Origin of the sequence: Pedobacter westerhofensis (assembly GCF_900182595.1) — a bacterium.
GTDB lineage: Bacteria > Bacteroidota > Bacteroidia > Sphingobacteriales > Sphingobacteriaceae > Pedobacter > Pedobacter westerhofensis.
Genome location: NZ_FXTN01000001.1, coordinates 43,296 through 59,451, shown reverse-complemented (window position 1 = coordinate 59,451; position 16,156 = coordinate 43,296). Strand labels below are relative to the sequence as shown.

Below are 16,156 nucleotides of genomic sequence, written 5' to 3'. Positions count from 1 at the left end.
ATTACCCGCTTAATATCTCTGGGCCTATTCACTGGCAAATCAGAAGGACATGTAGAACAGGGCGATGGTTACAAAAATGTACGAATCACTTCGTACTATGGATTGAATTTTGTTATTTGCTGAAGAACATTAATATTTACCCTATGGTTCCTTTAAGGAAACACCGGAACTGACGGCTTACGATGGGTTCCCGGAATCAGCCTGGGCCAGCTTTCATTTTTTCGATGGTAAAGAGATCAATACAAAATCTTAAAAATACTGATTACCAGGAATGTATATGATCATTCCGGTGCGGATTTCGAAACCCATTTTTTATAAATATTGAGCGATCTGGTGTTATCAGCTCTGACATGCCCTGTATGTTTATCTTGCAGCTCCAATATGATGATCCTATCCAGCAAACTGACAGTAATGAGCAATATCTATTTTAATTTGTATTTTTAAGGCAAAATATACCTGCATTGATCTTCAGCTTCAACGCCACACAGGATTTCGACTTCATGACCTACTTCGCGCGGCATATCGGCGCAACGGTAGAGAATGATATGATGGTTATTCCCCTACAATTGGGGGATGGATTTATTCGCAAACTTTCTTTTGGGCCGGAGTTTAAGGTAACCCTGCACCACTATTTACTGAAGGAAGACCTGATCATCAAGCGTAATGCTTCCGGCCAGGGAAATGAATTGATCACCATCTTCTTTTACAGCAACGAACAGCCGCTGGGTATCACTTACGGTACCGGATCCCATATCCAGTTTTCCGAACGGGATGAATCGGCTATTCAGGTTACCTCCAATGATCTCGATTCTACCATCCGCTTTCCCGCAGGTTACATGATCCATTACATGGTTATTGCTATCTCTCCAGCATACTTAAAAAACTTGATTGCCCTACAAGAACATAACACAACTATTGAAAACATTACAGGCAGTGGCAATTCGTTTCTTTTCCTGGAAAAGATGACAGCAGAAATTCGCCTGCTGCAGAAGAATTTAGGCGCAGTGGAAATAAAAAATGGCCTGAGCTATTTTTATATGCACATCAAGGTGCAGGAACTGCTTTACCTGCTATTTGAAAGGTTATCGAAACGAGAAAGCATACCGTATCAGAACATCAACAGTGCCGATGCTGCCAGGTTGCTGCATATCCGTAACGAGGTGTTGAGCGATCTGAGCACGCCGCCTGTGTTGTATGAGTTAGCTGGGATCGCCGCCATGAGCGAGACCAAACTGAAACAACTTTTTAAACAAGCCTTTGGCGATACCATCTATAATTATTTTCAACAGGCGCGCATGGAGGAAGCTGCTTTTTTGCTTAAACAGGGCAAGCGATCCGTTGCCGAAGTTGGTTATGAATTAGGCTTTACCAATCTTAGTCACTTCAGCCGATTGTTCGAAAGGCATTACGGACTAAAGCCCAAAAAATACGGTTCTGCCAGATAAGACTGTTTTTCTGTCTTTTGCTGCTATTTTCAGGCGGCAGTTAGCGGCAACTTTGTAGTGTAAACAAAAATACTACAAAATGAAAAAGTTATTTCAGCCGTATATCAAAGGCACCTTACAATTAAAGAATCATGTGGTGATGGCGCCCATGACCCGTAGTCGCGCCATCGATAACATTCCCAATAAACTAATGGCCACTTACTATAAGCAGCGGTCGGGTGCCGGGCTTATTGTTACCGAAGGTACCTCGCCAAGTCCGGAAGGTTTAGGTTATCCGCGTATTCCAGGTATTTTCTCTGAGGCACAGGCAGAAGGCTGGAAACTGGTGACCAATGCCGTGCACGAGGGTGGTTCTAAAATTTTTCTTCAACTCATGCATACCGGCCGTGTAGCGCATAGCAGCAACTTGCCTGAAGGTTACCAGGTGGTCGGTATGTCGGACAGCCAGGCTGCCGGTGAGATCTACACCGAAACGGGTATGTATGAATATTCGGCGCCTAAAGCGTTGGATACTGCTGGTATACAACGCATTATTGACGATCATGTTCGCGCTGCAGAAAATGCCATGGCCGCCGGTTTTGACGGCGTGGAACTGCATGGTGCACATGGTACCTGCTGGACCAATCGCTTAACCCGCACGCAAATAACCGCACAGACAACTATGGGGGTTCTATAAAGAACCGTAGCCGGGTAATATTAGAGATCGCGCATAAAACCTCGAAAAAGATCGGTGCCAATAAAGTTGGTATTCGCTTGTCGCCATTTCTGACAACTAACGGTATGCTTCCATACGAAGAAAGCGAAGTGCACGATACTTATGTTTACCTGGCCCAGGAATTAAACCGACTGGGTATTGCATACCTCCACATCTCTAACAACCCTGGTATCCCGCAAAAGACACATAACGCGATTCGCGAAGCTTTTACAAACACCATTATTTATTGTAACGGCCTTACTGCCGAAACAGCTGAGACAATGTTACAGGATGGACCGGCCGACCTGGTGGCCTTTGGGAGAAGTTTTTTGGCCAATCCCGATTTCATGAGGAGGATAGAAAAAAACGAACCCCTAAACGAGCCGGACTATAACACTCTATATACGCCCGGCGAACAGGGCTACACCGATTACCCGGAATTGAACTGATCATTTAACTTTTAAAACATACATAACCATGAAGATTACCACAACAGGCTCATTAGGAAATATAGCCCAACCATTAGTAAAACAACTGATCGCAGCCGGTCATGAAGTTACCGTCATCACTACCAAGGATGACAAAGTAAGCGATATTGAAGCTTTAGGCGCTAAAGCTGCCGTAGGTTCCATCAGCGATGCATCGTTTCTTACCCGGGCATTCAGCGGTGCTGATGCCGTGTACACCATGATGCCGCCATCCATCGGCACCAGCAACTTTATACAAAACATCGCAGATGCTGGTCAGGCTTATGCTGATGCTATCAAAGCAGCAGGCATCAACCGGGTAGTGTTGTTAAGCAGCGTGGGAGCAGATGCAGAGTCAGGCAATGGCCCGGTGCAAGGCGTTCACCGGGTCGAAAATATCTTCCGCCAGCTTAATGGTGTTAATGTAACCGTCATTCGCTCCGGATTTTTTTATGTTAATTTTCTGAGGGACATTCCCCAGATCAAAAGCCGGAACGTATTTGGTAATAACTACAGCGGAGATATCAGGCTGGCGTTAACGCACCCCGATGATCTGGCTTCGGCAATAGCTGAGGCGCTGCAGGCTATAGGAGATGGTTTTGAAGTGAAATATGTGGTAAGCGACGTAGCAACCGGTGATCAGCTTGCTGCATTGTTTGGCAAAGCTATAGGCAAACCTGAACTTACATGGACGGCGATACCAGATGAGCAGCTGAAACAAGGCATGCTGTCTACCGGTATGTCGGCGGAGTTAGTTGGCCTGATCGTAGAAATGGGTCAGGGCGTGCAAAATGGCCTTATCATGAACGATTTCTTCAACACAGACCGCAATGTGATAGGAAAGGTCAAGCTGGAACAGTTTGCGGAGGAATTCAAAAACAGGTACACCCGAGCTTAATATCATTTTACCGGCAGCAACTTAAAAGAGAGGGAGATCAAAGTGCCTTGAGCGAGTTGCTGCCTTAATAAAAGGTATTCCGTTATGGCTGCAACAAAAGCAGTCCTTGACGAGTTTGTTAAAACAATATTGTTCAGAGTTTTAAACTTGCAGGTTACCTAAAATCTCACCGCTTTCTTTGGCGAGTTGCTTCCCCCAATCGTTCACGGCAAGCAGCATGGGAATAGTCGTCTGACCCAGGTCGGTCAATCGATAAATTACTTTTACCTTTGCTTTTTCAACCATACCGCTCCATGCCATGCGTGCGCAGGCTGGCAGAGATGCCGCTTCGTTGTAGTTAAGGGTGTCCGGCATCAGGGCAAACTGGTCGGCTTTCGCTGCAAGGTACTCCGTATAGCTGCCGTCCAGATAGTTTGGTACACCATACACCCGGTCGCCGTTTTTGAACAAGGTTAGCTCACTACCAACTTCTTTGACAATTCCCGCACAATCAATGCCCACGGCCATCGGTAATTTCAAAAGAGGCTTCAGCCCCTCGTTTCCTCCGCGGCGTATGATGTAATCAGCAGGGTTTATACTTGCCGAATAAACTTTCACCAGGATTTCGTCAGGTTTGCGGGTAGGGCGTTCAACTTCTACAATTTTCATGACCTCAGGTTCGCCGTACTCAAAGATTCTTATTGCTTTCATAATTTCTTTTTTTCCAAAGGTCTGCAAGCTTATGGTGCCAAATTTAACGTGAATGCCGATTATCTTAAGCTGATTGCCGGCTTCAAAATAAATTCATCAGGAAACATGAACAAACTTTTAGTAAGAGATTGCTGAAAAGGTATGCGATGTAGAACAATTCATCTTAATTCTCATGATCAGGTTCAATTGGGGGTGTAAATCTGCCGCACATACAGGCTGGTTAATGGTAAGATAGGTCTTGTAAGCTTTCCTCAGGGCTCTAAATGGAAGCAAATTGCGGGCTTTGCTCTTCTTGTAAAAGCAATAAAAGAACATCAAAATGGCAGAAACGCAAATGAGCTATGTGGAGAATTAGTAGTGAGTACTGCTGCATTTACAAAGGGAAACAGCGTTATAAAGGCAGGGGGGTAGTATAAACCTGTATTAACCTCTGAGTGAAAATAGAACATGGTTTCAGAGTGACCACGAAAATCAATCACCGACAGGCCTGCTTATGTAAAAATATATCTGGCAGCAGGAAACAAGCCCCAATTTCGATGATATCAATGTTGTTTAAACTGTGATCTAAATTGAAGGGGAGACATTTTAGTTTTAATCTTGAACAGTCTGGTGAAAGATTGTGGGTATTCAAAGCCTAACTGAAAAGCCACTTCATTAATCGCTTTGTCGGTTGTTGTTAACAATTCCTTGGACCTTTCAATCAGCTTGAGATGTATATGTTGCTGAGCGTTAAGACCTGTGAGTGCGCGTAGCATATCGCTCAGGTAATTAGAGGTATAGTTCAACTTATCAGCAATAAACTGAACAGTAGGGATGCCCTGCGAAGAGGTGTTTTTTTCGTTAAAATATTGCTCCAATAAATCCTCCAATTTTTCCAGTAAGTCATTACTGATAACTTTCCGGGTAAGAAACTGGCGTTTGTAAAAGCGTTTGGCATAACTTAACAGTAGCTCGATTTGCGCGATGATTACCTCATGGCTAAAATCATCAATTCTGCTATTGAGTTCATTGCGGATGATATTATAGATCGATGCAATAGTTGCCTTTTCCTGTTCAGAGAGATGAAGGGCTTCGTTTGCGGCATATGAAAAGAAGCCCAGCTGTTTAATCTTTCTTACCAGGGGATAACCGAGGAGGAAATCCGGGTGAATTAATAAAGAATAACCTTGATGGTCAGCAAAATTTCCTGTGCTTCCTACAAGCTGTTTTGGCGCAGCGAATAGCATACTCCCCTCGTCAAAATCGTAATAACCCTGGCCATAAATGAACTTTCCGCTGTACCTGGTTACCAATAAAATTTTATAAAAGTTCAGGACATGACTTTCCAGCTTTCCACACATTTTAAGAGAGTTGTCTGAGAAATCCAGCATCGTAATTAGTGGATGGGCGGGGCCGGGCAGGTTATATGCCCTATGAATCCCTGCAATTGTATCCAGTTTGACTTCTTTATTCATTTCGTTTTGCCAATATTCAAAATTAACAATAATGACCAATCCTATTTTCATTGACCGGTCAAAATTGAAATTGATTTATAAAAAAAGATGATTACCAGGGGAGTATGCCATCAGGGCCGGTGAAAGTACCGGTTGGACCATTCGTTTCCAAAGCCACGCGGATAGGTTCCCGTGAACCGACTTCAACAGTATCTGTCCCTTCAAAATTGTTCAATGCTGTTGCAGTATAACCTGGACTGACTGCATTTACTTTGATGTTATGTTTCTCCAGTTCTATTGCGAATGCCATCGTTACAGCATTCAAAGCTGTCTTAGAAGCCGAATAGACGATGCCAAACGTTTCCCGTGCCCAGCAGTTCGGATCGGATATCCAGGTTAATGACCCTGCTGCGCTCGACACATTGACAATGCGGGCATCATTTGCTTTCCATAATAAAGGCAACATTGCCTGCGTAACGCTGATCACACCAAATACATTGGTCTCCCAAACGGTCCTCACATCATCAATTGATGCCGTGCTTGCATTTCTTGCTGCTTTAATTTCCTCCGTCGACCGGCCCTGCTTTCCAGCATTAGAGATCGCTGCATTATTAACAAGAAGATTAAGGTAACCATGTTTGTCTTCGATTTGCTTTACTGCTCCCTCGATGATTATTTTATCTGTAACATCAAGTTCTAAAGCGTATGTGTTGAAGCCTATCTCTGAGGCAGCTTTATTACCATTATTTAAGTTGCGGGACCCAATATATACCACATAGCCCTCTTCTGCAAGTGCTTTTGCAATTTGATACCCTATACCCTGATTGGCCCCGGTTACTAAAGCGACTGGCTGGTTACTGTTAGTTTTTTTTTCGTGATTTTCCATACTATAATAACTAATTAATAGATAAAACGAAAGTAGGGAGTTGCCGGATGACAAAACTAACCGAACCAAGGACATCCATAACCTAAATGAAAGTAGAGTCAGTTTTTTTTGAGCAAAGGCTGTTATAAATCTTTCATAACAGCCTTTGCCTAGACTAAATTCAGGAATCGCAATGTTGGCAGGTGGATGGAGATTGCAGCCCGAAAAGCTTTTCTTTGACGAATTACTTAAAATCCTCAGAATTCTTCAGACAAACTAAACTTCCGACAGCGCGTTTAAATCATTCATTTCCTCAGTGGTTATTCGAATATCTAAACTGCGCATATTCTCTTCCAGATGGGCGATACTTGATGTTCCCGGAATCAGTAGGATATTGTCGGCGCGATGTAGCAGCCAGCTAAGTGCAAGTTGATGCGTGCTAACCCTTTTTCTATCTGCGGCCTGCTGAAGTTTGCTGCTCTCGGCTGTAGTTCCGCCGCCGATTGGAAACCAGGGGATGAATGCGATTCCCTGAGATTCAGTATACTCTAATACCGGTTCCCATTTACGATCAAGTACGCTGTAACGGTTTTGTACAGATGCTACTTTAAAGTATTTCCGGGCAAGTTGAATGTCCTCGACAGAGACTTCAGACAAGCCCAGGTGCCTGATTTTACCGGCTTGTTGCGCTTTTGCCAGAAATTCAAACGTAATTTCTGCGGGAACTTTAGGGTCAATCCGGTGTAACTGATAAAGTTCGATATGGTCAAGTTTCAGTCGTCTTAAACTCCCATCCAATGCATCATGCAGATGCTGGGGACTCGCATCATGGTTAAAATCCACATGCGCTCCGAAACGAACCAGGCCGCCTTTGGTACCGATTGTGACGTCTTTGCTGTATGGGAATAAGGCATCGCGGATGAGCTCTTCAGAAGTGAAGGGGCCATAGGCGTCGGCTGTGTCAATAAAGTTAACGCCCAGTTCGACAGCTTTTCTGACTACATCGATTGAGTTTTGCGGGTTTTCCGGCATCCCAGATAACATAGGTCCGGTAATCCGCATAGCTCCATAACCTAAGCGATTGATCTCAAGATCACCGCCCAGTTCAAAAGTTGTTTTTAGATCTGCGTTGTTTTTCATACTGTATTTTAAATCAGTCAAAAATATAGGTTCAACGGCTTATCCATTGTAAACTATTCAATGCATTATTTATACATTTCAATCGTCTTACGGTAATACGTAGGTGCTACACCAGCATGTTTTTTGAAAAAGCGATTAAAGTAGCTTTGATATTCAAATCCCAGGCCGGCTGAGATATCGGCAACACTATAAAGTGTATAGGCTAGTAAAGATTGGGCTTCTGCAAATATCTTTTCATTGATACATACGGTAGTTGATTTACCGGTTGCCTTTTGAACCGCTTTATTTAGATGGTTCACATGTACGGCTAACATGTCTGCATAGTCAGCAGGGCTTCTAAGTTTGATTGGCTGCAAGGGAAGATCGACAGGGAATTGCGTGCTGAGTAAATTCATAAACGCATTTGCAATCCGTGAGGGTCCGCTTTCTGGTTGTTCCCTTACATTACGCATTTGATTGGCTTCATGAAAGATCAAATTCAAATTACTTCTGAACAGATCAGTTTTTTGCGAGTATTCCTGATCAGCTGCCAACCGAAGCCGGGCAAAAAGAGTGATCAGAAAGTGCATGCTACCTTCAACGGGGAAATAAACCGGGAACCCCTGGCTATTAAGCAGCCTGTCAGACATGGCCGATAACTGGGGATTTGTCCTGATAAACGCATCATTAAAAACACAGAAATATCCAGTTACCTGTAAGGTCTTGTCAGCAACGTTCCAGGCATGAGGAATCTTTGGATTGATCAATACCAGGCAGGGTTTGTCGACCTTGATCCTGGATAATGAACCGTACTGTAATTCAAAAGGGAATCCCTCGGTGATCACTCCGATTTTGAAAAATTCCCTCCTGCTGTAAGATTCAAGCGTACATTGGTTTTCTCCGATTGCTGCTACCTTGAACTGACCTTCATCTTTTTTGAATTCCATTGCCTTCACTATCAAATTTATACTTTTCAAACCAAAATAAAAAGCGGAATATGATGTGAAATCAAGACATTAATCTGCCAATGCTGAGTTTGTCCGTTTTGAGATTCCATGCAGGTGTCCTGAAAAGCATTGCGAAGCTTTAGTAATGAAAGGATAATCTGTATAGCCAATCGAAATCAGGGCCTGAGCAGGCGATGAAATTTGTTATTGTTGCTGCAGGTTTCACACCAGCCGAGGCGTACTGGAAGACCCGTCGTCGCCGAATGCAGAGTCTCCATCATCGTCATTGCCATTCTTATCAGGAATTATTTCCGCATAATGGAAGTCATCATTCTAACGTTCATCAGCTTCAGTTTCTGCCGGTCAGTAATGTCAAAATTTAGAGAAGTGGTTAGTTCCTCGGGTTCATTGTTCAACTGATCAGTTTTCATAATTTTAGATTGAATGATGGTGCTAAAAGTGATGCCGTAAACATGCTAATATAAAACAGGGTTAGCAGCAGTTTTGGGATAGATTACAGTCAATAAGTTGCATGCTTTTTTTAATACACCCTCGAATGGTTTTATCGTCAATAAAAGTAAGCTTAATAGGTTGGCGTTATGTCTCCTATTTGCATGTACGCGTGGGGAGATTTAAGGAAATAAAACGTCAGAATCTGTTAGCACGGTTACTGACAATTGCAAGCTTGACATTACTTGTGGCCGAAGATCAATAAATTCCTTAAGCTGTCCGAACTGTCATACAGTCTGGGATCATGGACCTCAAGTTTGTTTAACTCAAATCATCTATTTTTCAGTTAAAGATTTAGTTTGATAAGTTAGTACCTGCCTATGAAATGTACAGGTAGCTACTGTGAACTAACTGAACAGTATAATATATAGAATCGAGAGTATAAAATAAATATACCAAATTGTTGCGTAAGTCTTACTTTTGAAAAAATTGTACCAGCGATTTGTTTTCATAACCCTAAGTTATTGAAAATTAGTAATAATTTGGAAATCTTTTACGGAGATTTTTTTAATAAGTCTTGTTTTCTGATAGCTCTTGTGCCGCCTCAATTTGCTGATTTCAAGCTTCTCCGCAAACGCCAGGAGACTGAGTTAGTTAGTTTGCTCCTGCTCATTAATAAATATATATGAAGCCACATTGTAGGAGGATATTTTTACTGTCAATGTGCACTATATTTTAGCTCAGCAATTACAAAGCAACTGATTGTTAGGGCTGATCGGGAAGTTCAGTATGCATACACCAAATTTATGGCTATTAGGAAAGAATCTCTTGACTACAGAACTATTTGAATAAGATCCTATTTGCATGGACGGAAACGACCTCATAAACCTGGCATCACCTGAAGAACATTAACAAGGTAAATCAGTAAATTAGTAATGATTTTTAAACACTCTAAATAATTTTTTACAACGTCATAAATGATATAATGAAATCAGATTGGAAACAGGAATTGGAAGTGCTTGTTATGGATATAATTGGCAATAAATTTGCGCTTCTCGATATTGATAGACTTCATGTTTTTTCTCAAAAATACCAAGGAAGAGAGGATTATAGTTCCATCAAATTTGGTTGTGAAAGTTTTATGAGTACCATTTACTTGCAAAACCATTTGGTTGAGAACGCTCTGGAATTAGACTTGAGGTTGATGAGGGAGAATCCACCTACCACGATGGGTTATGACGCCTTAGTAGCTAGTGCAATAAATTGTGGTGAAAAACTTAACCGAATAAATGAGGTGATGCCATACATCATTTCGTTCTTACACACAACAGATTACCGTGAAAACGATAGGAGTTATGCACTCAGTTGGTATATTGAATGGCACATCAAACAAGGACTTGCCAGCTCAAGCGATTTTGAATTCAATATAATAAACATCATGGCAAGTATGGGAATTAAGAAAGATGATTTTGTTTCTTTCGCGGATTGGATTATCCTGTTATCAGAGGATTTAAAACGTGCGAATATTAAAATTAATAGTTTCTTTGACATATATAATGCCGCGTCAGATGAAAATCGAATTGACCTGTCCAAGGAATATCTGGAGACGGAGCCTTTAGAGTACTATAGAGAGAGGATGAAATACTTCTCAGGTGCTTTCAGAGTTGGTAAACGAGCCAATTAGACAAGTTCAATTTATTCTTGTGACAATTATTTCATTTAGACTATGGCAAAGTCCTTTATCAGATATTAAGTCAGGTGATCAGGCAGGTCAATTGCTAATCATTAATAATTGGAATCCAGCATAGTCCGCACTTCGAACAGCTTATACTTATTCATTGAGCCTAACTCTATTATATATAGTTTGTTATAAGGAAACCTTCTCTTATCGTAGGTGTCAAATCTAATTTTTGATGCGTTTTTGATATCATTGATCGCAACGGCATATTTTTTTAGAAATAGGCTATCTACAATTTTGTAATTTTCTAGATGATCATTTACGAATGCTACCCACTTGACATTCTCGGACAGAATTTTAAAATGATAGGTTTCATACATATAAGGAACGCGTTTACCTTTCACTTTTATTGTGGTTTTTTCGTGATCTTTATAATATAAACTGGTATTGGAAGAGTCGAAATATAAATAAAGAGTCGGTTTTTTAAGTTGCTGGCTCTGCACGCTCGCGATGAGTGATAACAAAATTGAAGTGGTTAATAAAATCTTTCGCATCATTGACACAATTGTTTGGGGTTTGTTGTTATAAATGCATTTGCTTAGTTCGGTTTGAACTAATACCAAGTTCGTTGTAGGCCCGGTAAACGTAAATAAAAATATGTTTTGTGATTGTGAAAACATAAATTGTGTATTCGTTTTGTACGACCTTACCCCTCATCTCTGTGGTTTCATTTCGATCGTGCTTAAACTGACTGGTACCCGAAACATCAAACAATACATAAAGATTCAAGGAATGACAACTGATAATCTTATCTCTGGCAATGGTATACTTACTGTTAAATAGCATTTGTATACAAAATGATTCGTAATACAACTACGTTGGATACAAAACTTTTGGTGTATGGTGTGCCTCAATCTGGTTCTTTACAATAAAATTTTAAAAGTATGGTATTTGCCTATTAATTCCATTTTTTGAAAACCGTAGCTATCCGTGATTAAATTGTTGATCAAATTTATAGCTTTTTGTAAAAAGTAGAACCTGTAAGCAATGTAAATCCTGGTTCTACTTTTCTATCCGGAGTGGAAGAAGTATTAACGCTGAAATGTCTATCCTCTGCTAAGCTCACATTAAATTTATTAGGATTTGTTTCGGAAAGGATCAGTGTTAATCTACCCCGTTTCTTTTTTATTTTATCATAAAAATTGAAAAACACCTTGTCTTGAAAGATTTTACCACTCCTTGCATAGTTAAATCCTGAAGTTAAAACAGGTGTGATTGATTTATCTAATACCTCATCATTATACGACACATCACCCTCTAATATGTCAAATTTAGAATCTAAAACTGGTTGCTGTACCTTTCTTATGGTAATTGTTATCTTTTTTTTACCCGTTTGAGCAACCCATGTGCCTAGAAATTTATCAAGTACAGGATTAGGTTGATATGGTTTTACTTGCGCAAATAAAGAAATATTAAACGTTGTTAGCAACAATGCAAATAATAATTTTTTCATGGTTTTTTATTTTGTATGATATCTAGCTTAATTATGGGCACGGAGTAGTTTGACCGTGATATGTTGAGGAATTATATGTAAGTAGTTTCGAACTTTCGGATAAATATATTTTATCAATCCCTTGACATTGCAATTTAACTTCCATTATTTGACAGTCGGCGGAAACAAGAGATCATGGTTGTTCAACATCAATTTCTAAATAGGGGAGTATGCTTTTTTAGTACGCCGAAGTCTTTTTCACCAGCGGCAACGAAATAATTTTTAATTATATTCTCGATTTTGATTGCTGAAATCCTCCCGGCGCGACCCGGGCAATATTTTTCAAAATGATGAGGTGCATAAAATCTTAAGTCTTTTACTTTATCCCTGGTAATAAGTTTAAAAAACAGACCGCCTCCATCATATATGTAATGAGGTTGTTTTTCATCACCAATGCTTGGCATCCCTCACCGTCAAGAACATCATCCCTGATCTTCCAGATCTGCTCTTTTGCCAATTCATTCCACAAGTTATTGAATGTACCTTTCTCAGCTATTTTCACTTCAAACAAAGCATTGATATCAGGTGGTTCCTGCATCATCATCATCAAGTTTCGATGTGTAATCAGCTTATTCATAGCTTTAGGGACAATTACTTTCGAAGATGGTTCAATAAGATTTTTATATTTGTAGGTGTACATATTAACAGTGTCACCGGTTTTGGTTATCATATAGTAATCAGGATATTCATACACTATCCCGATGTAGGAAAAAATGATTGTACTATCTGCAGTTTTCTTTAAAATGTCGAACAGGGGAGCTGAATCAAATCTTTGAGCGACTGAAATGTTAGGTTTCAATAAAAACGATGAATATATGATTGTTAAGAACAACAGTCTTTTCATCTTATTGACATAATGATTGCCCAACCTGATATGCTGCATAATCCTTATATTTAATATTATGTTGTTTTATTTCTTCTTTTGTTAATGAAACACCTGTGTCACTAAGCCGGAAAGGAGTGTCTTTATCAGCCTGTGTCCATGCCGCTGAATCCTGGACTCCGCTCCAGGCAAGAGCGTATGAATCTTCAATACTCAAATTATAAGGGACAATTGTTTACCCGTTACAGTTAACTGCTCAGGATAGTAATCGGCAAAATAATACTCCCGGTCATTTTTTATAAATAAATAGCTGGTGAAAATTAACAAGCCTGGCATGTGCTATCATGATTATTGTTAATAAAATATAAACCAATGTTGGCAGCTGGGAAGAGCCCTGTTTAAAATAGGAATAGGAAATCTGCATTGGTATTATTGTAAATAAGGCGATCATAACCAGCCTATTTGCGATCTTTCATAATTCATAGTTTTAAATATTTGGTCATTTACAAATTACACTCCTTATATAGTTTTACTAAAGCTTTAATCATTGTGAATATAAGTATAATAACCTGGATGGCGTGTTATATAATTACTAATATTTTCTTAAATAAATAGAGGTAGCACTGTGAGGTAGTTTTATTTTCTAAATTGAAGCGCAAGTATACTACAGCAATGAGTTATTCATCAATGTAGAATCATAGATGTGCTATGAAAAAAGTCCTCCTTATCCACAAATTTCCTAGAGTTATCAACATTACATTAATGCTAAATATTTTAGCACTATGTTTGTTGTAGTAACATTTTACTAAACTAAATAGTTAGGCGGGTGCCGGGAGTTATGGAGGCTAAAAGAGATTTGATACATAGGTTACAGCAAGATATCCTCCAGTGGCAAGGTTATAAGACTACTTCAGCCTCTGCCTGCGGCAAGATAGGGCTTGGCACAATTGAATCTGCTTTTCCCGGTGGCGTGTTTCCAAAAAGAGCCATCCATGAATTCATTACAGTTATTCCCGAGGACGCAGCAGCGAGTGATGGTTTCATTGCGGGGGTCCTTGCTTCCTTAATGGAGGATGGTGCCGCATGTGTATGGGTCAGCACTTCCCGCCGGCTTTTCCCTGCATCCCTGAGCACTTTTAACGTGGCGCCCGAACGGATTATCTTTATAGATGTCAACACAGAAAGAGAAGCCCTCTGGATTACCGAAGAAGCCCTCAAATGTGAAGGATTAGCTGCTGTCGTAGCAGAACTGAATGAAATCAGCCTCATTGAATCCCGTCGCCTGCAGCTTGCGGTGGAAAGTAGCGGAGTAACAGGTTTTATCCTCCGCAAGGATGGAAGAAAAACTGCCAGTACAGTAGCTACTGCCCGCTGGCAGATCAGCCCCTTGCCCAGTGTAACCGAAGAAGGGATGCCCGGCCTTGGCTTTCCGCGGTGGCAGGTGGACCTGTTAAAAGTGCGCAACGGGAATCCCGGCAGTTACGTGATGGAATGGGCGGGAGACAGATTTGAGGAAATCGAACAGAGCAGGAAATATGAAACATTACCTGAACAGGAGGGTCTTAAATTTGGATAAGGATCATGCAAAAACGTTTTGTTTCCATATGGTTTTGCCACTTGCTGGCCGACTGGCAGCTGATCCGCCGTCCCGAACTGGCTGCGGTACCTTTTGTGTTTGCCGCTGCTGATCACGGTCGCAAAATCATCACCTCGGTGAGTCAGCTCGCCCATGAAGCGGGGATCGAAAAAGGAATGCGCGCAGCGGATGCAAAGGCGATCTGTGCCGGGCTGGAAATCCTTGATGATAAACCGGGACGACCTGCACAGCTGCTTCGCGGACTTGGAGACTGGTGCATCAGGTATGCGCCCATCGTTTCAATAGATGAGTTTGGCATGGACAGCTTACTGCTGGATGTCAGCGGCTGCACACATCTCTGGGGCGGAGAACGTGAATATATCAAAGAGATCATTACCAAATTTAAAAGCAAAGGCTATACGGTAAGGCTGGCTATGGCTGATACAACTGGTGCTGCCTGGGCGGTGTCGCGCTGGGGCAAACGGACGCCATTGATCCAGCCTGGCGGACATACGGAGGCCTTGCTTTCACTTCCGCCGGAAGCGCTGAGGCTGGATGATGCGCTGATTATGAAATTGCGCAAGCTCGGCTTCTCCCAGATCAAAACTTTTATAGGGATGCCGCGCTCCGTACTCCGCAGGCGCTTTGGGGAAGCTTTCCTGCTGCGGCTCGCCCAGGCGATTGGTACCGAAGAGGAGGTGTTAACTCCGCTTCAGCCTGTCCTGCCTTTTCAGGAAAGATTGTCCTGCCTGGAACCCATCAAAACACGGACAGGCATTGAGATCGCGATCACGAAACTGCTGGAATGTATGTGTAAACGGCTGCAGGAAGAAGGTAAAGGTTTACGCACAGGTATCCTGACCGGGCACAGGATCGATGGGAAGATGGTCCAGATCGCAATAGGTACCAGTGCGGCAACGCACAGCGTCAGTCATTTGTTCAAGCTCTTTCAGTTAAAAATCGACCAGATCAAACCAGGGCTGGGCATTGAGCTTTTCATTCTGGATGCACCAAAAACGGGAGATGTAGAAGTTCCGCAGGGAGCAATGTGGACGGCTACCCCGGGACTGGATGATCAAAGTGTTACGCAGCTGCTGGACAGGGTAGCAGGAAAAGTAGGCGCTTCGGCCATTCATCGTTATCTGCCTGCGACGCGCTACTGGCCTGAGCGTTCCATCAAGGGAGCGGTATCACTGAGCGAAAAGCCTGTGGCCGACTGGAGTACCAGCAGGCCCCGGCCAACGGAATTGCTCAGACAGCCTGACCCAATAGAGGTGATGGCGCTGATCCCGGATCATCCGCCAAAATTCTTTATCTACAAAGGTGTGCAGCATCAGGTGGCCAAAGCAGACGGGCCGGAACGGATCGAACGGGAGTGGTGGCTGGATGAAGGTGAACACCGCGATTACTACCAAGTAGAGGACGACAAGGGGCAGCGTTACTGGCTGTTCCGTTCGGGCCATTATGGCGTCGAAAAGAAATACAAATGGTTTATACATGGTTTTTTTGCTTAGGACTG

General features: G+C 41.9%; 13 protein-coding genes and 1 pseudogene. 6 read left to right on the top strand and 8 right to left on the bottom strand.

Going from position 1 to position 16,156, the window contains the following annotated elements; translation table 11 throughout:
* Positions 1-461: 461 nt before the first annotated feature.
* From FN831_RS00235 to FN831_RS00225, 3 genes and pseudogenes are all read left to right on the top strand, one after another.
* Positions 462-1,445 carry a helix-turn-helix transcriptional regulator gene (locus FN831_RS00235; protein WP_142526197.1) on the top strand — a complete coding sequence of 328 codons (984 nt, stop codon included), beginning with the start codon at positions 462-464 and terminating at the stop codon, positions 1,443-1,445.
* A gap of 79 nt (positions 1,446-1,524) precedes the next feature.
* Positions 1,525-2,588 (top strand): annotated as a pseudogene (locus FN831_RS00230) (alkene reductase).
* A gap of 28 nt (positions 2,589-2,616) precedes the next feature.
* Entirely contained in the window at positions 2,617-3,504 is an 888-nt protein-coding gene (locus FN831_RS00225; RefSeq protein ID WP_142526196.1) for an NmrA family NAD(P)-binding protein, read from the top strand.
* Between the two features lie 141 nt (positions 3,505-3,645).
* Here the strand turns inward: FN831_RS00225 and FN831_RS00220 are convergent, their stop codons facing one another.
* From FN831_RS00220 to FN831_RS28230, 6 genes are all read right to left on the bottom strand, one after another.
* Positions 3,646-4,194, bottom strand: coding sequence for an alcohol dehydrogenase catalytic domain-containing protein (locus FN831_RS00220; protein ID WP_142526195.1), 549 nt, complete (start codon positions 4,192-4,194; stop codon positions 3,646-3,648).
* 542 nt (positions 4,195-4,736) lie between these two features.
* A complete protein-coding gene (locus FN831_RS00215) occupies positions 4,737-5,648 on the bottom strand; it encodes a helix-turn-helix domain-containing protein (protein WP_142526194.1) in 912 nt (303 codons plus the stop codon).
* Between the two features lie 91 nt (positions 5,649-5,739).
* On the bottom strand, positions 5,740-6,513 hold the full coding sequence (locus tag FN831_RS00210) for an SDR family NAD(P)-dependent oxidoreductase (protein WP_142526193.1): 774 nt from the start codon (positions 6,511-6,513) through the stop codon (positions 5,740-5,742).
* A 255-nt stretch (positions 6,514-6,768) separates the two neighbouring features.
* On the bottom strand, positions 6,769-7,632 hold the full coding sequence (locus tag FN831_RS00205) for an aldo/keto reductase (RefSeq protein ID WP_142526192.1): 864 nt from the start codon (positions 7,630-7,632) through the stop codon (positions 6,769-6,771).
* A gap of 65 nt (positions 7,633-7,697) precedes the next feature.
* A complete protein-coding gene (locus FN831_RS00200; protein WP_142526191.1) occupies positions 7,698-8,558 on the bottom strand; it encodes a helix-turn-helix domain-containing protein in 861 nt (286 codons plus the stop codon).
* A gap of 305 nt (positions 8,559-8,863) precedes the next feature.
* A complete protein-coding gene (locus FN831_RS28230; RefSeq protein ID WP_262711863.1) occupies positions 8,864-8,989 on the bottom strand; it encodes a hypothetical protein in 126 nt (41 codons plus the stop codon).
* Between the two features lie 1,004 nt (positions 8,990-9,993).
* Here FN831_RS28230 and FN831_RS00195 point away from each other — a divergent pair.
* Complete coding sequence (locus FN831_RS00195; protein ID WP_142526190.1) at positions 9,994-10,692, top strand: hypothetical protein; 699 nt, start codon at positions 9,994-9,996, stop codon at positions 10,690-10,692.
* Positions 10,693-11,698: 1,006 nt separating this feature from the next.
* Here the strand turns inward: FN831_RS00195 and FN831_RS00190 are convergent.
* Together FN831_RS00190 and FN831_RS00185 are read right to left on the bottom strand one after the other, a co-directional pair.
* Complete coding sequence (locus FN831_RS00190) at positions 11,699-12,199, bottom strand: DUF6705 family protein (RefSeq protein WP_142526189.1); 501 nt, start codon at positions 12,197-12,199, stop codon at positions 11,699-11,701.
* Positions 12,200-12,554: 355 nt separating this feature from the next.
* A complete protein-coding gene (locus FN831_RS00185; protein WP_142526188.1) occupies positions 12,555-13,082 on the bottom strand; it encodes a hypothetical protein in 528 nt (175 codons plus the stop codon).
* 835 nt (positions 13,083-13,917) lie between these two features.
* On the opposite strand from FN831_RS00185, the gene FN831_RS00180 reads away from it, so the two are divergent.
* Together FN831_RS00180 and FN831_RS00175 are read left to right on the top strand one after the other, a co-directional pair.
* Positions 13,918-14,637 carry an ImuA family protein gene (locus FN831_RS00180; protein WP_221931223.1) on the top strand — a complete coding sequence of 240 codons (720 nt, stop codon included), beginning with the start codon at positions 13,918-13,920 and terminating at the stop codon, positions 14,635-14,637.
* 5 nt (positions 14,638-14,642) lie between these two features.
* Positions 14,643-16,151: a Y-family DNA polymerase gene (locus tag FN831_RS00175; protein WP_142526186.1), complete on the top strand. Its 1,509-nt coding sequence runs from the start codon at positions 14,643-14,645 to the stop codon at positions 16,149-16,151.
* Positions 16,152-16,156 lie beyond the last annotated feature (5 nt).